This window comes from Chlorogloeopsis sp. ULAP02 (genome assembly GCF_038404745.2).
Classification (GTDB): Bacteria; Cyanobacteriota; Cyanobacteriia; order Cyanobacteriales; family Nostocaceae; genus Chlorogloeopsis.
The window spans coordinates 158522-178209 of record NZ_JAYKTT020000023.1 but is presented as its reverse complement, the minus strand read 5'-3'; the positions used below and the strand labels follow the sequence as shown (position 1 = coordinate 178209).

The window sequence follows — 19688 nt, the reverse complement described above, 5'->3', positions numbered from 1 at the left end:
GTATCATAACAGGAATTTGTTTTTACCGTTACTACCTCTGTATAAATTTCATATCTGATGATATGCAGATTGTTGCGCTTAGATTTGGCTCGCTCAGAATGATTTTATTCCTGCTGACATTTTTTCTCTTCCTGAACTAATAATATGTTTATTCTGCAAATTTCTGCATAATCGGGAAATAAACTGCTGTAGTTTGAAACACATATTTTTACCTATTTGCTAGAATTAGTTACAATAAAAAACTGGTAATAATCCTGCTTTAATTATTGAATTAAGCCAAACAAGTGAGCGGATGCGGCAATTAGCAATTTTCGGTGGCACATTCGATCCAGTTCATTGGGGGCATCTGATCGTAGCCGAAACAGCTTTGCATCAAGGAAGTGTCGAACAAGTAATTTGGGTACCATCATATAATCCTCCTCATAAAAAAGCGGCTTCTTTTCAACATCGCCTAGCAATGCTCCAGGCTGCGATCGCAGACCACCCAGCGTTTGCTGTCTCACTAGTAGAGCAAACGCGATCAGGAACTTCCTATGCCATCAATACTTTAATTGACTTATCCAATCTTTATCCCAATACCCACTGGTACTGGATAGTGGGCTTGGATGCTTTCCAAACCTTACCCCATTGGTATTGCGGACAAGAAGTAGCACAATCGTGCAATTGGTTAATAGCACCCCGCATCACCAATTCTCAATGCATAGCTCAAAGCGAGTTAATCTGCAAGCAAGTGGAGCAACAGCTGGCAAAGCAGTCTATCATCATACACTGGCAATTATTGAATATCCCTTTAGTTGGACTTTCGTCAAGTCTAATTCGTAAATTCTGTCGAGAACGTAAATCACTTCGCTACTTAGTCCCAGAATCGGTAAGAAACTACATTGGCGATCGCAATCTCTACACCGATACCTAAAAGATAAAAATTAATTTTTTTTTTGGGATCTAACACTTTATAGTTATAAATACTCCCCCTTTGCGATATGATCGGGGTCAAGCATAGGATTTAATAAGGCACATATAGACAGAGGGCAAGACGCTGTGATTAGAGTTGCTATCAACGGTTTTGGGCGCATCGGGCGTAACTTTATGCGCTGCTGGTTGGGTAGAGAAAATAGCAATATCGACCTTGTTGCTATAAATGACACCTCAGACCCTAGAACCAACGCTCACCTGCTGAAGTATGACTCGATGCTAGGGAAGTTAAAGAATGTTGATATTACTGCTGATGATAACTCAATTATCGTAAACGGCAAGACCGTTAAATGCGTATCCGATCGCAATCCAGAAAACTTGCCCTGGAAAGAGTGGGAAATAGACCTAATTATTGAAGCTACAGGTGTATTTACCGCTAAAGAAGGGGCAATGAAGCACGTTAATGCTGGAGCTAAGAAGGTTCTCATCACTGCCCCCGGCAAAAATGAAGATGGTACTTTTGTGATCGGTGTTAATCATCATGACTACGATCACGACAAACACCATATCATCAGTAACGCTAGCTGTACCACTAACTGCTTGGCTCCCGTTGCTAAGGTGTTGCACGAGAAATTCGGCATCATCAAAGGTACAATGACTACCACCCACAGCTACACTGGTGACCAGCGCTTGTTAGATGCTTCTCACAGAGATCCGCGACGGGCACGTGCTGCGGCTATCAACATTGTGCCTACCTCCACCGGTGCTGCAAAGGCTGTGGCGTTGGTACTGCCAGATCTTAAAGGCAAGTTGAATGGTGTAGCATTGCGCGTACCCACCCCCAACGTTTCAATGGTTGATTTCGTAGTGCAGGTTGAAAAGCAGACAATCACAGAAGAAGTAAACCAAGCATTGAAAGATGCTGCTGAAGGACAACTCAAGGGTATCTTGGACTACAGCGAACTACCCCTCGTATCATCTGACTATCAAGGTAGTGATGCTTCCTCCATTATTGATGCTAGCTTAACGATGGTTATGGGTAGTGACATGGTCAAAGTCATGGCTTGGTACGACAACGAATGGGGCTACAGCCAGCGTGTTCTTGACTTAGCAGAATTAGTGGCACAAAAGTGGACTAAATAAATTTGTTAGTGGTTAGTTGTTAGTAGTTAGTAGTCACTTTTTTTAACTACTGTCTACTGTACGGACGGGTTGAGAAGATAAATCATCAGTTTGAACGGCAAAATTATCAACAGAACCTGCCCCTACTATCCACCAATCACTAACTAAAATGTTGAAATCCCCGATTAAGGCTCAAAACTTGGTCGGGGAGTTCTTTATATTGGTCGTATAACAGTACAGTTGAACCTTCTGTAATCTCGCCGACAATAGCTACATTGTGATTTAAGTGTTGTACTAATTCATTTGCTAGCTGTTTTGGCAAACACAACACTAATTCAAAATCTTCGCCACCGTACAGAGCATATTCTAGTGCTTGTTCTTTGGTTAGCCAACCTGCAAAAGCTTTTGGTAAAGATATTTGTGTACATTCAATCACAGCACCAACACCACTGGCACGACAGATTTGCACTACAGCATCTGCCAAGCCGTCGCTGCTATCCATGCCAGCAACGGAAATTTTAGATTTTGGATTTTGGATTTTGGATTGGGAATCTAGAATTGCCCAAAGCAATGGTAATATATCTAATCTTGGTCGTGGACGCTGGTGTGCGTGAATTAAAGTATTTCTATCTTCATCGCTGAGGTTTTTTCCCAATTCTGGATGCAGGAGTAATTCTAAGCCGACACGAGATGCACCATGAACACCAGTAACAACGATCGCATCTCCAACTTGAGCTTGGTCGCGCCGAATAATATGATCGGGATAAGCTTGACCGAAAGCAGTAATGGCAATGGTAATGACAGGCGATCGCACCACATCACCGCCTACAATTGGAGTATGATTGTACTGTTGCAAGCATTCTGTTATTCCTTGGTACATTTGTTCTACCCAGCTGACAGCTAAATTACCAGGAAGCCCTAGCCCAACAGTAATTCCTAATGGGGATGCGCCCATTGCTGCTAAATCTGATAAGTTGGCGGCAGCTGCTCGCCAACCTACATCTTCTGGAGATGTAGTAACTTCACTAAAGTGAACATTATCAACTAATACATCTGTAGTTACTACTAAAGATTGTCCAAACTCAATAGAAATTACTGCCGCATCATCTCCAATAATTTCAGAAGGGCAGAAACGCTGCAATATTTTTAACAATCCTTGTTCGCCAATATCTTGAACTTGCATGAGAAGAGAATTCACTGTTCACAGTAGTTCTTGGGCGTTACACAAATAATTTGTTACAGAATTAGCGATCGCAACTAAGCAGGTATTTGCCGAAGGAAATCTTAGTTAAAAGTTGAGAGTTAGTAGTTAGTAGACTTAATGAACTGTGTACACAAAAGGGTAAAGGGTAGAAGTGATTGGGCAATTAAATTTTAGATTGTAATGTCATCTAAAACCCAAAATCTAAAATTCCTAGTCCCTAGCACGCCAGTCGCCTTAACGGAGCGGAGCCTCCGCACGGCGCTGGCTCCCCTAGCCCCTAGTCCCTATTTTCAACAACCACTAACTACGCTTGCTGTGGTTCGACTAAATTTTCTAACCCTTTGATAACTTTTGCCGATTCAACTTTGTCACCCGCCTTCAATTCTCGCAAAACTTCTTGGCCTTCAATGACATAGCCAAAAATAGAGTAACGGCCATCCAAAAGATTGCGTCCAGCTGGCGTCAGTTCTGGCTCATACAAAAAGAAGAAAAATTGTGAAGAACCGCCATTAGGATCACTTTCTGGGCGAGCCATAGCTACGGTGCCGTAAGCCGAGAATGGCAAAACTGGTAAATCGGTATAGCGACCAGCTTCTTCTAAAGTAATACCGTAAGTAGGCTTTTTATCACCTTCAACCAGATATTCTAGGGGAACTGCACGGTATTTGCCAGTTTTTGGATCGACAAAACCAACTTCCTTACCTGGTGGATCGCCAGTTTGCAGAACATATGATTCTTCAGAACGGGTAAATTCTAAGCCGTTATAAAAACCCCTTTGTACTAAATCAACAAAATTTCCAGCCGTAACAGGAGCGCTATAACCATCAACAACGAGGGTGACAGTGCCTTTATTAGTTTTCATTTCCACAGTGGCACGGCCTTTCAGTTGGGGCAAATTACTGTACTCTGTGGGAATTTCAAAGGGAAATCCCTCCACCATTAACTCTTCTAGTTCTCCAACTAGATTTAGTAACTCAGCTCGTTTTTCTTTAACTTGTTCTTTATCTTTAGTTTGAACTAATTCTTGGAGCTCATTCACACCTGATTTTAATTCAGAAATCAAAGCTTCAGCTTTTGGCTTGCGTTCATCTGGGACACTTGCTAAAACTTGGGAAGGGTTGTTAAGTATTCGTGATGCTTTGCCAACGTCTTTGGACACAGCACCCCAACGTCGATTTGCCCGTAATTGGTTAGAAATGTCTTCTAAGCTAGCTTGCAGTTCCCGCACAGGTTTATTATCTATCGGCAGTGCGTACCGCAACAAAGCTTTGCCATCAGTAATTGCATTCCCAGCCGGTAGACCGGCACTACTGTAGGGAGTCCACCCAACTGTATTTATCCCTAAAAATAGTGTTACCAACAGCAGTGTAATGAGAGTATTTTTCAACCGAGATTTTAATAAGTTAAGCATGAGAAGGCAAGAAACGCAGTATCAAATTCTTGACTGGGCATAACCCATCAATAATCTTCCCACAGTACAGTCAGCATATGTGAAGGCAAAAGCAAACGAAACGAGAAACTCAGAAAATTTATACTTGATGCTGTTAGTTCAAAAGTTGACTACTTTTGGTAATATTGTGCCATTCTTGATCAAATGCAAAACTTAGGAGTAAAAATAGGCAAATCAGCCACCGCATCTATAATTGAATTTGTTGAATTTGACTTGTTAATCAAAGCACAGGTGGACAATTAATTATGACTGGTAAAGGACAGGGATTTGGCTTTGGCTTGGGAAAAATGAAAGAGCTGGCTGACGCCTTTAAAAAAGCGCAGCAAGTACAAGAAGGTGCCAAGCGACTCCAAGAAGAATTGGAGCAAATGGAGATTCAAGGAGAAGCAGGCGGTGGTTTGGTTAAGGTGATAGTCAGTGGAAACCAAGAGCCCAAGCGGGTGGAAGTTTCGCCAGATGCCCTCAACGAAGGAGCAGAGGTACTTTCCGATCTGATCACCGTAGCGATGAAAGATGCCTACAATAAGTCCACAGCAACAATGCGGGAACGCATGGAAGAATTGACCAGCGGGTTAGAACTTCCTGGTTTTCAGTAAATAGTGATTTTTCATTTGTCATTTGTCTTATCCTAATGACAAAGCGCAAAGTCTGTAGACGCCCTTGCGGCTTCCTTCCCGCGGGGTGCGTCGGCTACTTACAGAAGCCACTCCGTGTCTACGGGCGTTAACGCAAGCTTCAGAGGAGGCTCAGAACTTTGTAAGAGAAGACAAAGGACAAAAAATATCTATGGCTTACAAGCTTTTATTTGTCTGCCTGGGAAACATCTGCCGATCGCCAGCGGCAGAAAATATTATGAATCATCTGATCGAGCAGGCTGAGTGGAGCCAATCTCCTGGATCGCCACTGCGCGATCGCATTATCTGCGACTCTGCTGGAACATCTAGCTATCATATTGGTAGCTCCCCAGATCGACGCATGAGCGTTGCAGCCGCTCAAAAGTTAGGAATAAAAATGCGTGGTCATGCTCGCCAGTTTCAAAAATCGGATTTTCAAGACTTTGATTTGATTTTGGCGATGGATCGAGAAAATTATGAGGACATCCTCTATCTCGATCCGTCTAGGCAAAATCACCACAAAGTACGCCTAATGTGTGATTTTTGCACCAAACATACTCTCAAAGAAGTTCCAGATCCCTACTATGGAGGTGCAGAGGGATTTGAGCGAGTGATCGATTTACTCGTTGATGCTTGTGAAGGTCTGCTCGAATATGTCATTAGTCTGGAAACTGTATCGTGATGCTCGACAATTAATGAAGCTTAATTGGTAAATTTTTACCAACTCTTGTAAGTATTAGGTGATTTAACTCCATCAAAAAAACTGACCACTCGGTTAAGAGTGGTCAAAACAGAAATTATCTTGTAGCTCTAATCCTGTTTAAATAATCCAAACAACGGAGAGAGTATAATTCCAAACACAAAGCCACCGATATGGGCCCAGTAAGCGACTCCCCCTGTCTCCATAGTCATATTGGCAGCTGTTTGCAGAGCGGCAAAACCAGCGATGACATTCTGGATAAAAAATAACCCTATCAGTAAAATTGCAGGAACTCTGATAGTGGTGACGAAAAAACCTAAGAAAACTAAGCTGAGAATTTGAGATTGGGGAAAGCGAATTAAGTATGCACCTAAAACCCCAGAAATAGCTCCGCTTGCGCCTAAGGAAGGGATAGCAGAGTTCGTATTAATAAACCACTGGCATAAAGCAGCTAAGGCACCACAACTCAGGTAAAAAATGAGATATTTGATGTGACCTAAACGATCTTCAATATTGTTACCAAAGACCCACAAAAATACCATATTCGAGATCAGGTGCCACCAACCTCCATGTAAAAATTGTGACGTAAATAATGTTGGCCACTCTCCAGCAAAATTAGCAGTTAATTGCTGCGGAATAACTGCATACTGTTGTAAAAACTGTTCTAACCCTGGCCTTGATAAACTAAGTTGGTGAAAAAAAACTAAAACATTCATCCCAATCAACCCATAGGTTAAATACGGGGTGATTCGTGTCGGATTGTTGTCATGAAGGGGAAACACGGATACTCTTCCTAATTGATTGGTTAACTGCAATATAGCCTGTAGAGCTTGGAAACGAACAAAGGATAATCAACTATATTTGTGTTCTAAAACTCCTTGATTGGCAATTGTTAGTTTGCTTGTAAACTTGGGAACACTATCAATGAGAATTGAAAAAGTCGATTGTTTCATGTTATTATTATTAAATTTGTTTAAACATCGATTGAATTAACCTTCAAGCTCTCAGTAAATGCTCAAACATTGGTTGAACGAGCTGTCAGATGAATACAAATACTAATTCAAACATAGCCGACGGCATTGAGAAAAACTTTACCGTTGCAGAACAAATAACAGATCGGGCTTTAGATCAGCCAAAGCCAGAACATCAAGAATTAAGCTTGTTAGATCCAAAGTTCAACCAATTTTGGCTCGGACTCACATCAGGTTTTGAAAATTTACTTCTGGAACTGAGAAAAAAACGCCACGATGTAGATACCGATTTGAAAAAGCAAATAGAAGCAGCTATTCAAAAGTGTCGAAATGATACAGGAGTTCCTGCAATTGAAGAAATTCAAAAGCGTTATGAAATAGAGCAGAGTTACGAAATTCTTTACGAGAAGTATCTGAATGAAATACGCGCTCACATCACACGATATTTGTCATCACTAGATGAAGTTTTGAAGCGATCGCCACAGCGAGTCAAATCACAAGTAGTAGAGGTATTGATTGCTCAGGGCAATTTAGGAAAACTGACAGAAGCTAGAGGTTCTGAGTTTATTCAAGCAATAGCCGCACAAATACCCAATCAACTAGTGCAAGGTAAACCCAGTCAACTGAAGTCTGCATTCCACATGCTAGGGGAGTTTGAGCTTTCTTACCCTGAATTTTTACACTATCGCATTCGTCCCCATTTGGATGGACTCACCCCAAATGAACCGAAAACGCTTCAGCTAACGTCGCCCTCTAAAGAACAGGTGTTCCTCAATCTCAAAATTGCTCAAATTGAAAGTGTCCGTAAGTGTGAAAAAAGTTTGAAAGAATTACTTAGCGAACCCAATCAGCTTATTTTTGTAATTGTCGAAGACTTTGTAGATCGTGCTATTCGTGCTGCGGATATTAAGAGTGAATGGCAGCTATTTTTAAAACAAGTGCGCACACCAGTGAGTTAATAGTAACCGCTTGTCTCAATGTGGGCGATCGCTCTTCACCACAGTATATAAACTTAAATATATGAGCGATAATCCTTAGCCTATAGCCAATAACCCCACTTAGGAGGTTTTGTAGCGTATGGTACAGCAACTTCCATCAGAAACCGCAGCAGAAATCATCTACCCGGAAAGTGACGGGCAGCCAATGGCAGATAACACTAAACAATTTCGCTGGATTGTCACTCTTGAAGAAAATTTAGAAATCTTGTTTGCATCACAAAATAATGTATTTGTCGCAGGAGATTTGCTTTGGTACCCAGTTGAGGGAAATATAAAAATTCGCCAAGCCCCCGATGCGATGGTGGTTGTTGGTAGACACAAGGGTGATAGAGGTTCTTATTTACAGTGGAAAGAAGAGAACATATCACCACAGGTAGTATTTGAAATCTTATCTCCTGGCAACACAACTAAAGAGATGGCAAACAAGCTTCTGTTCTACCAACGTTATGGCGTTGAAGAATATTACATATATAATCCAGACACACTGGAATTGACTGGTTTGCTACGTTCTGGGGATAACTTAGAAGTAATTGAAGAAATAAATAATTGGGTTAGTCCTCGCTTGGGAGTGCGGTTTGAGCTTACACCAGACACTCTGGAAATTTATCGTACTGATGGACAGCGTTTTCTAACATCAGTAGAACTTGATCAACTCCGAGAACAAGAGCGTCAACAGAAGGAAGCAGCACTACAGCAACTAGAGGAAGAGCGGCAGCGCTACCAAGACTTGTTAGCACGACTGCGAGAAAGGGGTATTAACCCAGAACAACTTTAAGTCAGAGATATTAACGCTATAAAAAGTATTAAAAAATACTTATATTCAAAGAAAAACTTAAGTATTACAAAGCTTTATTTCCGTTTTTGTCCGGATCTCTACTCAGTGTAAATTTGGTTTAAATAGAGACAGAAAAGTCAGAAATTGGTTTACTCTATTCATTTCCGAGTTTGACAGTTCATGCTGCTTGATAGACACCCAAATACGGACGATTTTGTGCAACCAATTTCAGATTTGAAGCATATCTAATCCTTAGATCTAGTAGAAGCCCTCAAATCCACATTGGAATGCAGGATTGACCATGAGCCAAAGATTACCATCTGAAAATTCTCAGGCGAATGAGCGACAGGAAATCGCAAGCGAAATGCTACGAGCAAACTCTCAGAACACCCCAAAGCACAACGAAGCACAATTCAATGATGTGATTTGTGAATGGGTTGGAACAAACACTGATGTAACTCAACACAACCAAGCACAAATTGCTATGCATAATAGCAGAGCATACTTGGAGCAGGCCATTGAATATGCTCCTGTAGCGATGGTTATGTTTGATCGGGAAATGCGTTATCTGGCTGTGAGTCGTAAATGGCTCCAAGAACATAACCTAACAGATGACATTATCGGACGTTCTCACTATGAGGTCTTTCCTGACGTTCCACCAGAGTGGCAGCAGATTCACCAACGGTGTTTAGCAGGAGCGAGCGAACAACGTGAAGAAGATCCTTATCAACGGGCAGACGGATCTATTGAATGGGTACGCCGATCGCTCCGCCCTTGGCACACAGCCAGCGGTGAAATCGGCGGCATTATGATGTTTAGCGAAAACATCACTCAGTGTAAACAAGCTGAAGCAGCCCTGCACGAAAGCAAAATACTATTGCGCTCGATTTTAGAAAGTACACCAGATCTGATTGTCGTCAAAGACCGTAAGGGGGATTATGTCGCCCTCAACTCTAATGCATCCAATTTTGTTGGCAAGTCAGTTGAAGAGTTCATAGGGAAAGACGATTTTGAGTTGTTTCCGCCTGATGTTGCACAAAAATTGATAGCAAAAGACCAACAGATTCTCGCTACAGGTACCATTGAGACTTATGAGGAAATTCTCTCTAATGGTGACACCAGTGAAATCTTTTTCACCACTAAGGCTCCTTGGCGGGATGTTGATGGCAGTATTCTTGGTGTCATTGCCATAACACGAAATATTACTGATCGCAAACGAGCGGAGATAGCGCTTCAACATAGCGAAGAAAGATTCCGCACACTAACAGAAGCAACTAGTCAACTGAGTTGGACTACAAATGTAGAGGGTGAATTTACTTCTGGGCAAACCCAATGGAACGCTTTTACTGGACAGTCATTTGAGGAATTGAAAGGATTAGGATGGCTGAGTGCCGTTCATCCCGATGATCAATCTCAAGCTTACAATTCATGGTCAGTGGCTGTTACCAACAAAACAACTTGTGAGGTAGAGTATCGTCTTCGTCATCATGATGGTGAGTATCGCCACATGAGTATTCGAGCGGTTCCATTATTAGATGGAGATGGCAACATTCGAGAGTGGTTCGGTGTACATACTGACATTACTGAACGCAAGCAAGCCGAGCAAGAACTCCGTCAAACACTAGAAATTCTAGACTCAGCCAGCGACGCTATTATCATTCGGGACATGGACGACCGAATTGCATACTGGAATCGAGGGGCAGAACTCCTCTACGGTTGGAAGAAGGAAGAAGTCGTTGGGCAGTACATTCACACATTCCTGCAAACTGTCTTTCCTAAACCATTAGAAACCGTCTTAACCGAGTTTTTGGAGCAAGGACACTGGCAGGGAGAACTACACCATACCACCCGTAACGGGCGGCATATTATTGTAGCGAGTCGCTGGACACTACAGCGCGATGGAACTGGGCAGCCTTGCAAGCAACTCGAAATTAACAACGATATTACCGAACGCAAACAATTTGAAATAGCGCTTGCCAAAGCCAAAGAAGCAGCAGAAGCAGCAAGTTTTGCCAAAAGTGAATTTCTTGCCAACATGAGCCACGAACTGCGCACTCCGTTGAACGGTATTCTAGGCTATGCTCAAATTCTTCAGCGTTCCAAACATCTCAAAGAAGAAGAGCGATCGCGGATTGATGTAATTTACCAATGCGGCTCACATTTACTAACTTTGATCAATGACATCCTAGATTTGTCAAAAATTGAAGCGCAGAAAGTGGAACTAATGCCCACCGATTTCCACTTCCCGGCATTTCTGCAAGGCGTAGCAGAAATGTGCCGTATCCGAGCCGAACTGAAGAACATTCAGTTTCACTCTCAGTTAGCCCCAGAATTACCCATTGGTATTCATGGCGATGAAAAACGCCTGCGGCAAGTGTTGATTAACCTTCTGAGTAATGCTATCAAATTTACAGATGCAGGCAGCGTCACTTTCACGATCGCCTATGCCTCTGAAGGAAAAATTCGCTTTGAAGTACGTGATACAGGTGTCGGCATCGCTCAAGAAAAACTCCAAGCCATTTTTCAACCTTTTGAGCAAGTAGGAGATAGTCGCCGACAAACCGAAGGCACTGGCTTAGGATTAGCAATTAGCCAAAGAATTGTGGAATTGATGGGTAGTAGCATTCAGGTTCAGAGTCAGATGGGCGTCGGCAGTATTTTCTGGTTTGATGTTAACCTGCCCGAAGCTGATGAATGGGTGAAAACTTCTCAAGCCGACGACAAAGGACAAATTATTGGCATCAAAGATTGTCGTCCTAAGATTCTGGTGGTTGATGACAAATGGGCAAACCGCTCTGTAATTGCCAATTTGCTTAGTCCAATCGGCTTTGAAGTCTCTGAAGCCGAAAATGGACAAGAGGGTTGGGAGAAAGTTGTAGAATTTCAGCCAGATCTTGTCCTCACCGACTTATTGATGCCAAGTCAGGATGGATTTGCACTCATCAAACGTATTCGTAATTGCGAAGCATTCAAAGACATTGCCATCCTTGTTTCATCAGCAAGTGTATTTGAAAGCGATCGGCATCGCAGCTTGGAAGTAGGAGGAAATGATTTTCTCCCCAAACCAGTACAGGCAATGGAACTTTTCCAGAAATTACGAAAACTTCTCCACCTAGAGTGGATTTATGAAGAACAGAAAAGTGTGAGTCAACCAGAGGGAAATAACACTGAGATGGTTGCTCCACCCACTACAGAACTGGAAAGCCTGTACGAATTAGCAATGAAAGGCAACTTTAAGGGAATTATTAAACAAGTAGCATTGCTTGAACAGATGGATGAAAAATACATCCCCTTTGCGAAAAAGATGTACCAATTAGCTAAAGGTTTTCAAGACCAGGAAATTATAGCACTCATTCAATCTTACAAATAAACGTTATGAATCTTGTTACTAACCAAGCTGCAACAGTTCTGATTGTTGATGACAATCCTGCTAATTTAGGTGTCTTATCTGACACGCTCGATCAGGCTGGCTTAGAAGTATGGGTAGCGAAATCTGGCAAAATTGCTTTGGAGCGGGTTAAATATGCTCTACCCAATTTAATCTTATTGGATGTCATGATGCCAGAGATTGACGGCTTTGAAACCTGTCGTCAATTAAAGGCAGTTTTAGAAACAAAAGATATTCCTGTCATATTTATGACAGCACTCTCCGATACAGCTAACAAAGTTGAAGGTTTTCAAGCGGGTGCTGTTGATTATATTACTAAACCTTTCCAACATGAGGAAGTGCTATCACGGGTAAAATTGCATCTAAAATTGCATGATTTAGCTGAAAATCTCGAACAGAAAAATACTCAGTTAGAGCAAAAAATTGCAGAAGTAAGCACTGCCTATGACAAGTTGCAACAAATGCAAATCCAGCTAATTCAAAGTGAGAAAATGTCCAGTTTAGGACAAATGGTTGCTGGAATTGCTCATGAGATTAACAACCCTGTAAATTTTATTTACGGCAATATCATCCATGCCAATGAATATGCTCAAGAAGTGCTGAATCTGTTACACCTTTATCAACAAGAATATCCAAATCCCACACCTCACATTCAAGCCGAACTGGAAGCTATTGATCTGAATTTTCTTCAAGATGATTTATTAAAGCTGCTCAATTCTATGAATTTTGGCGCACGACGTGTCCGCGAAATAGTAAAGTCGATGCGAAATTTTTCTCGTGTAGACGATACTGGTATCACAGAGGTTGATATCCACGAATGTATTGATAGTACGCTTACCATTTTAAATTATCGCTTGAAGGCAAAACCAGAACATCCCGGCATTGAAGTGATTAAAGAGTACTCAATGTTGCCACCAGTAGGATGCTATGCTGGGCCGCTCAATCAAGTTTTTATGAATATCATTTCTAATGCGATCGATGCACTTGATGAATACAATCAACTGCGTTCGTTTGAGGTGATGAGACAGCAACCAAGTCAAATCCAGATTCGCACAAAAATGATTGGAGATGATTGGGTTGCCATTCATATTATTGATAACGGCCCAGGAATTTGTGAAGATGTAAAAGCAAATTTGTTCAAGCCTTTCTTTACAACAAAACCTATTGGCAAAGGAACTGGATTGGGCTTATCTATCAGCTACCAAATTATTGTGGAAAAGCACGGTGGTAGTCTCCACTGCCAGTCCAAACCTGAAAAAGGGACAGAATTCGTGATTCAAATTCCTACTCAACAGCGACAGCAAATTTCGCGAGTTGCTTAGAGAAAGATGGAGCGAGATATTTTATCTAGCCTACTTTGAAAAAAGGCAGAGGAAGCAAGAATTTTTATAGGTGGTGCTGAACTTCATAATTCATTAACCACTGAACTAAATTGTGTTTATTGTATTGCTCAAATCCTTGGTAGCCAATGATTACACCAAGGATTTGCTTTTGAAAATCTATTTCCCCGCTAATTTTTGTTGACGGTAATTGCAAATTTAGCCTACCTTCCCACCAATTTATCTCGCAGATGCTTAATGCGATCGCGTAATTTCGCCGCCTCCTCAAATTCTAATTTCTTCGCTGCTTCTTTCATCTGTGCTTCTAGTTGAGTAATCAATTCTGGAATGTTTTCTAACGGCAATTCATCTATATGTTGCTCGACTGTTTCTAATTCTTGAGCGTTCAATCTTCGTGATACTTCCAAAAAAGACAAAATCGCGTTACTCGATTTTTTAACTATCGGTTGCGGTGTAATGCCATGCATCTTGTTATATGCCATTTGAATACCACGACGACGTTCGGTTTCATTAATAGCTTTAATCATGCTATCTGTGAGGTTATCGGCATACATAATTGCTTGTCCCCGGATGTGACGCGCTGCTCTCCCGATAGTTTGAATTAAGGAACGCTCTGCACGCAAAAACCCCTCTTTATCTGCATCTAAAATTGCGACGAGAGAAACTTCCGGTAAGTCTAAGCCTTCTCGCAATAAGTTCACACCAACCAAGACATCAAACTTGGCGTCACGTAAATCTTGAATAATTTCAATACGCTCAATGGAATTAATTTCAGAATGCAAATATCTCACCCGAATACTATTTTCTTGCAGGTACTCGGTTAAATCTTCCGCCATACGTTTGGTTAAGGTTGTCACCAGCACCCGCTCGTGGAGATCTACCCTATCTTTGATTTCACCTAATAAATCATCAATTTGCCCTTCTGTCGGACGAACAATAATTTCTGGATCTATTACACCCGTTGGTCGAATAATTTGTTCTATCACATTATCTTGAGAAACTTCTATTTCCCAATTTCCTGGAGTGGCAGAAACAAAAACACATTGATTTACTTTTGCCCAAAATTCTTCTGCTTTTAAAGGACGGTTATCGGCAGCACTGGGTAGGCGAAAACCATGCTCAATTAATACTTTTTTCCTAGCTTGATCGCCGTTATACATACCACGAATTTGCGGTATAGTTACGTGAGATTCATCTATTACCAACAGCCAATCTTTAGGAAAATAATCAACTAAACACTCTGGCGGTTCTCCTGCTAGTCTTCCTGCTAGGTGACGAGAATAGTTTTCGACACCGTTGCAGTAACCAACTTCTCGCAGCATTTCTAAGTCATAGCGCGTCCGCTGATCTATACGTTGCGCTTCTAGTAATTTTCCTGCCGCCTCTAATTCGGCTTTGCGCTCTTTTAATTCTTTGGCGATCGCATCACAAGCTTCTTCTAGCCGTTCTTCTGGGGTGACAAAGTGACGTGCGGGGTACAGATTCACTGCTTGCAAACTCTGAAGAATTTCACCCGTTACCGGATCGACGTAACGAATAGCGTCAATTTCATCACCAAAGAACTCAATCCGAATAATACGATCTTCATACGCTGGGCCTATTTCTAACACATCACCTCGAACGCGAAATCGTCCCCTGCCAATTTCCAAATCGTTACGGCTGTATTGTACCGATGCTAAATCTCGTAAAATCTCCCGTTGATTAACTTCCATTCCCACTTGGAAGGGAATCGCAGCTTTGAGGTATTCGGCGGGAATTCCCAAGCCGTAGATACAGCTAATCGAAGCAACTACAATCACATCACGACGCTCAAACAGCGATCGCGTTGCTGAGTGCCGTAACATATCAATTTCATCGTTAATGGAAGCAGTTTTTTCGATATACGTATCAGTTACAGGAATATAGGCTTCTGGTTGATAGTAATCGTAATAACTCACGAAATACTCAACAGCATTCTTAGGAAAAAACTCCCGTAACTCATTACAAAGCTGTGCAGCCAGAGTTTTGTTATGTGCCAGAACCAGAGTCGGTTTGCCAACTTTCTCAATTACTGATGCGATTGTAAATGTCTTCCCGGTTCCCGTAGCTCCTAGTAATGTTTGATAATGATGACCTGCTTGGATACTTGCTGCAAGTTGAGCGATCGCTTGGGGTTGATCGCCTGTTGGACTAAAGGGAGCTTGAAGACAAAATTCTGTCATACAGTTTTGCTATAAATACCCAATATTAATGGTAGCGAATACATACTTTGACAAAATCACAATGCACATTTTTGTAAAAATTAAAAATTATTTTAATATCTCTTAATTTATTGCAAAAAACTTTATTATTAATAAGACTTATGTATAGCTTTTAAATAAAGTTATACATATAAAATGTTCTTTAAAGTTAAACTCTAAATATATTAGGAAAATTTTGACTTCTCAAAAATATTCTAAAAATTCCTTAATAATTTAGAGGTGTGTGATTTATGACTATGAGCAGCACTGGCAAAGGAGTCAGTCCTCGGCAAAAACGTGCAAAGTTAAAGGGGGATACTGTGGAACTTGAAAATAACCAGGGTCAAAACTCAAATACCGAGCAACCAGTGCAGCTAGAATCGCCAGGTCAACTCGAAGTCCGTGATAATCTCGCTGTTTCTGGTCTACGTCCGATTGGTGCTAGTGACTTAGAAGTTGCAGAAACCGTCTCAATCTCTGGTATACGTCCGATTTCTGCTAGTCACTTGCAAGTTGTAGAGACAATGAACATCATGGGTATACGTCCCATTGCTGCAAACAATATCCAAGTAGTTGACAGCATGAACTTATCGGGAATTCGTCCGATCGCCTCCAGTTCGTTAGTAATTTCTGAAACCTACTCTGTAATGGGCAATCGTCCAGTAGCATCCAATGAGATTGATGATTCTGAAAATTTGATGGGTTTTCTAGATTAGATAGATAAAAAATAATACCCATAACTTTCTGATCCCGGTACTTAAAAAACCGGGTTTTTTATTGATTAAATGGTAGTTAATAGTTGTTATTTTTCGATATTTAGCAATAATTACTAAATTGATCCCCGTCTGTGATTTCTATCTCTTTTAGCATAGAGCGATAATACGTCCTATGGCGGAAGGCTAGAAGAAAAGTAATTAGTTAACTTGTAAATGTAGTCACAAAACCAAAGTTGAATTAACAACTTTGAAGATAAATTATATAAGTATAAGGAGAAAGCAATGAGTTTAGAAGATAGAGCAAAAGCAACAGCTAAAAACGTAGAAGGTAAAGCTCAAGAAGCATGGGGAGACGTAACTGGCGATCCACAAGACAAAGCAGAAGGTAAAGCCAAACAAGCAGAAAGTGAAGTACGTCATGCAACTGAAGATGTAAAAGATAACATCAAAAAAGCAGTTGACTAGAACTACTTTTGTTTCAAGATTCGACGAGATAAAGCAGGGTGCACTTTACTTACAAAATTACCCGAACTACCAGAACTACTAACTAAACGCGCTTAATAGATAGATGCGCAGTTTATTAAAAGTCCGCACGGGCGGGCTTTTTACTTCATCTCAAAATTATTTCTTGAGTATGAGGGTTAATTTTAAAGAAAGTGTTCCCATATTAATTATTGATGGTCTAGACCTCATATAAAGACAAGAATTATCAATTCAAATCTTTGAGAAGAACAATAAATAAGGTCTAGTGTGGCAATAGTTTTTTAAAGGAGGTAATCAAAATGAATCTGCTACAGCAGAGTCGCAAAATTTTAACGGCTTTCGTCTTAATTTTAGTTTTGACAATTACTACTGCTTGTGGTGGTAATGTAGCCCAAGTTGACCGTACCACAACTCCGCCTGGAGTTAACCGAGATGTAGCCGCACAATTACAGCGAGGAAATACTCCTGCGGGGCAAAGTTTTGGTGATTGGGTTGTGCAAACATCTAGAGGTTTAGTTAAAGATGTTTATGTGCGTGACAACAACAAGCTAGGTGTTGTGATTTCTCCCCAAGTGCGCCCCAATGAAGTGCGTCCATTAGCAAGATCCTTAGTTGAAGGCTTCCGGAAGAACTTTCCTAATCAAGACTTGACAGTTTTGATCTATGCACCCGACAAGCAGCTGATTTTGACAGCTCGCTATGATGTTCAATCCAATCAAGTCCAGTACACGTAAGGCTAGTAGCGAAAAATTCACCGCAATTAACAGTTAGCAATTAGTGATTAACAATCAGCAAAAAGGAGATTAGTAAAGTGACTAGCAGTGATGAGTATAAACGCCAAATAATGAGAGATTTGGCTCAAGGAAATACTGAATCCCTCGACGATGTATCAACCGAGGAGTATCAAAACTTTGATGATTTTGCTCAACGTACCACGTTGGATCAACGTCGCCAAATGTTTGAGCGCTCCTTGCATCCAGAGCGTATTCCTCCCAGCCAAATGGAGCCAGAATTACAAAAGGCGATCGCTAACATTAAACCAAATGAAAGAGATGATGTAGCACGTTCCTTCTTCAAGCACTTCAAGCAAAGAGGGTTAGATGATCGCCATCTAGAGCAACAATTAGGGCTTTCTACCCACAACCCCAATCGCATGAATGCTGATGATGTAAGCAAACTTGCCTCGTTTGCATATCACAACCATCCCGACGTTTTCCGGGAAGTGCTAGCAGAGCAACCTGCGATCATGAAGTTTCTCAGCAATCCTATTGTTGGAGCGATTTTGGGATTAGCAGCAGCAAAATGGTTGGGTGGTCGTAAATAAGTTAAGTAAGTGTGGATAATTAAGCAAAGGTGGGTAATGCCACCTTTTTTTGCCTTTAAAATACTGCGTTATCGAATATCTTTGTGAATTTTGTGAATTTATTGTTACTTACACTATCTGTAAGCAATACCACTTCACTACCATATATATGTAGTATTAAATACATTTCAATAAACTAATAAATATTAACTTGATAGAATAATTATAATACGATAGTACTATTTGTTCATATGTAAATCTCAAATTATTTGAATTCTCGTGATTTATTGATTTATTAAATAAAATTAAAGATTTTACAAAGTCTAGTCAAAATCAATGATAAAGTTTTGACAAAGTTAAAATTATCACTAGCAATATATTACTGTAGAATAATTACTGAGGTTAAAACTTCCATCTAAAGTAAAAAGTACAACAAAAGATTTAAGTACTATAATTGGTGCTGCTAAATATACCCAGTGAAGCTACACCTACACTTGCTCAGAGTGGAGGTGAACATAGCCGTGTGAGTACTTTACTATTCGACTTGATTATGTAACAGCAGTTAGTTCAATGACATCTAAATGTAAAGCGATTCCATTTACCAAAGTTAAATCACCAAAAAATACTCAGTTATGGCTATTGGGAATAGGAGCTGGTTTAATTGCAATTAACCTAACCCTAACTTGGAAATCTGGAGATGTTGCTCAAGTAGGGATGAGTGTACTTTTTTTGTTAGCTGTAGCTTCTCTACTTGAAGACAAACGACATAATCTAAATTTTGAAAGTGGAATTTTTCCCAGTGTTTTAGGTGGATTATTAATTGGTATTGTACTTTGGCAAAGTGCGACTTTTGATCATGGTGATTTACTGGAAATTTTTCTTCGCGTGTCACCATTAATTTCTGGTTTAGCTGTTGGTTTATTAGCTTCTGGTTTCAAGGGATTAAAGCAATATTGGCAGGAACTAACCATATTATTTTTTCTCGGCATCCCAAAATTATTGCTATCTTCTCTGTTCGACATTTCTCCCTTGACAGCTAAATTTTCAGCTTTCCTACTTTGGTACTCCGGTTTTGAAGTATCTCTACAAGGAGTTTTCATAAATTTACCAACAGGAAGTGTCAAGGTTTATTCTGCTTGCTCAGGCATAGAATCTATCTGTTATCTTTTGGGCATTGCTGTGATTTGTTTACTAGTATTTCCCATTCAACCTCAACGGAGAATTCTAGTGCTGATTATGGCGATCGCCTTCGGATTTATTATCAATGGGATACGGGTTGCTATGCTAGCTGTAATATCTGCGCAAAAGAACTTACAAGCATTTAATTACTGGCATGAGGGTGATGGTTCTCTCATCTTTGGCATAATTCAAGTAATGGTATTTACTTTGTTCTATATTTTCTTGCTTCGACAGCAGGAAAAAAATAATCGAGATTCTGCGGAGTTGAAAAAGTAATGATTCAATGGCAACAATTACGAATTCCGTTTTTAGCT

16 protein-coding genes and 1 pseudogene are annotated in these 19688 nt (G+C 40.7%); 13 read left to right on the top strand and 4 right to left on the bottom strand.

The window, feature by feature from the left end; translation table 11 throughout:
* The first annotated feature begins 292 nt into the window (after positions 1-292).
* A complete protein-coding gene (gene nadD, locus U2718_RS11195) occupies positions 293-913 on the top strand; it encodes a nicotinate (nicotinamide) nucleotide adenylyltransferase (RefSeq protein WP_342003084.1) in 621 nt (206 codons plus the stop codon).
* 125 nt (positions 914-1038) lie between these two features.
* Positions 1039-2055: a type I glyceraldehyde-3-phosphate dehydrogenase gene (locus U2718_RS11190; RefSeq protein ID WP_342003085.1), complete on the top strand. Its 1017-nt coding sequence runs from the start codon at positions 1039-1041 to the stop codon at positions 2053-2055.
* Between the two features lie 139 nt (positions 2056-2194).
* On the opposite strand, the pseudogene thiL reads toward U2718_RS11190, so the two are convergent.
* Both thiL and U2718_RS11180 read right to left on the bottom strand, forming a co-directional pair.
* Positions 2195-3239: pseudogene (gene thiL / locus U2718_RS11185) on the bottom strand (thiamine-phosphate kinase).
* A 303-nt stretch (positions 3240-3542) separates the two neighbouring features.
* On the bottom strand, positions 3543-4649 hold the full coding sequence (locus U2718_RS11180) for a peptidylprolyl isomerase (protein ID WP_342003087.1): 1107 nt from the start codon (positions 4647-4649) through the stop codon (positions 3543-3545).
* A 284-nt stretch (positions 4650-4933) separates the two neighbouring features.
* Here U2718_RS11180 and U2718_RS11175 point away from each other — a divergent pair, with 284 nt between their 5' ends.
* Positions 4934-5284 carry a YbaB/EbfC family nucleoid-associated protein gene (locus tag U2718_RS11175; protein ID WP_016876190.1) on the top strand — a complete coding sequence of 117 codons (351 nt, stop codon included), beginning with the start codon at positions 4934-4936 and terminating at the stop codon, positions 5282-5284.
* A gap of 190 nt (positions 5285-5474) precedes the next feature.
* Positions 5475-5984: a low molecular weight protein-tyrosine-phosphatase gene (locus U2718_RS11170; RefSeq protein WP_342003088.1), complete on the top strand. Its 510-nt coding sequence runs from the start codon at positions 5475-5477 to the stop codon at positions 5982-5984.
* Between the two features lie 128 nt (positions 5985-6112).
* On the opposite strand, the gene U2718_RS11165 is transcribed toward U2718_RS11170, so the two are convergent.
* Positions 6113-6784 (bottom strand): rhomboid family intramembrane serine protease, encoded by a 672-nt coding sequence (locus tag U2718_RS11165; RefSeq protein ID WP_342003089.1) that lies wholly within the window; start codon positions 6782-6784, stop codon positions 6113-6115.
* Between the two features lie 260 nt (positions 6785-7044).
* Here U2718_RS11165 and U2718_RS11160 point away from each other — a divergent pair, with 260 nt between their 5' ends.
* The 4 genes from U2718_RS11160 (at position 7045) to U2718_RS11145 (ending at position 13456) form a co-directional block, all read left to right on the top strand.
* Complete coding sequence (locus U2718_RS11160) at positions 7045-7932, top strand: hypothetical protein (protein WP_342003090.1); 888 nt, start codon at positions 7045-7047, stop codon at positions 7930-7932.
* A 118-nt stretch (positions 7933-8050) separates the two neighbouring features.
* The gene (locus U2718_RS11155) at positions 8051-8746 is read left to right on the top strand and encodes a Uma2 family endonuclease (RefSeq protein WP_342003091.1); all 696 of its coding nucleotides are present in this window, start codon (positions 8051-8053) and stop codon (positions 8744-8746) included.
* 301 nt (positions 8747-9047) lie between these two features.
* Positions 9048-12116 (top strand): PAS domain S-box protein, encoded by a 3069-nt coding sequence (locus tag U2718_RS11150; RefSeq protein WP_342003092.1) that lies wholly within the window; start codon positions 9048-9050, stop codon positions 12114-12116.
* A gap of 5 nt (positions 12117-12121) precedes the next feature.
* Positions 12122-13456: a sensor histidine kinase gene (locus tag U2718_RS11145; RefSeq protein WP_342003093.1), complete on the top strand. Its 1335-nt coding sequence runs from the start codon at positions 12122-12124 to the stop codon at positions 13454-13456.
* Between the two features lie 221 nt (positions 13457-13677).
* On the opposite strand, the gene uvrB is transcribed toward U2718_RS11145, so the two are convergent.
* Entirely contained in the window at positions 13678-15675 is a 1998-nt protein-coding gene (uvrB, locus tag U2718_RS11140; RefSeq protein ID WP_342003095.1) for an excinuclease ABC subunit UvrB, read from the bottom strand.
* A 269-nt stretch (positions 15676-15944) separates the two neighbouring features.
* On the opposite strand from uvrB, the gene U2718_RS11135 reads away from it, so the two are divergent.
* From U2718_RS11135 to crtA, 5 genes are all read left to right on the top strand, one after another.
* Positions 15945-16409, top strand: coding sequence for a hypothetical protein (locus U2718_RS11135; RefSeq protein WP_342003096.1), 465 nt, complete (start codon positions 15945-15947; stop codon positions 16407-16409).
* A 282-nt stretch (positions 16410-16691) separates the two neighbouring features.
* Positions 16692-16874, top strand: a complete 183-nt coding sequence (locus tag U2718_RS11130; protein WP_342003097.1) for a CsbD family protein — start codon at positions 16692-16694, stop codon at positions 16872-16874.
* A 317-nt stretch (positions 16875-17191) separates the two neighbouring features.
* Positions 17192-17626, top strand: a complete 435-nt coding sequence (locus tag U2718_RS11125) for a hypothetical protein (protein ID WP_289793653.1) — start codon at positions 17192-17194, stop codon at positions 17624-17626.
* Positions 17627-17703: 77 nt separating this feature from the next.
* Positions 17704-18216 (top strand): hypothetical protein, encoded by a 513-nt coding sequence (locus tag U2718_RS11120; RefSeq protein ID WP_289793652.1) that lies wholly within the window; start codon positions 17704-17706, stop codon positions 18214-18216.
* A 549-nt stretch (positions 18217-18765) separates the two neighbouring features.
* The gene (gene crtA, locus U2718_RS11115; protein WP_342003098.1) at positions 18766-19650 is read left to right on the top strand and encodes a cyanoexosortase A; all 885 of its coding nucleotides are present in this window, start codon (positions 18766-18768) and stop codon (positions 19648-19650) included.
* Positions 19651-19688: the final 38 nt, after the last annotated feature.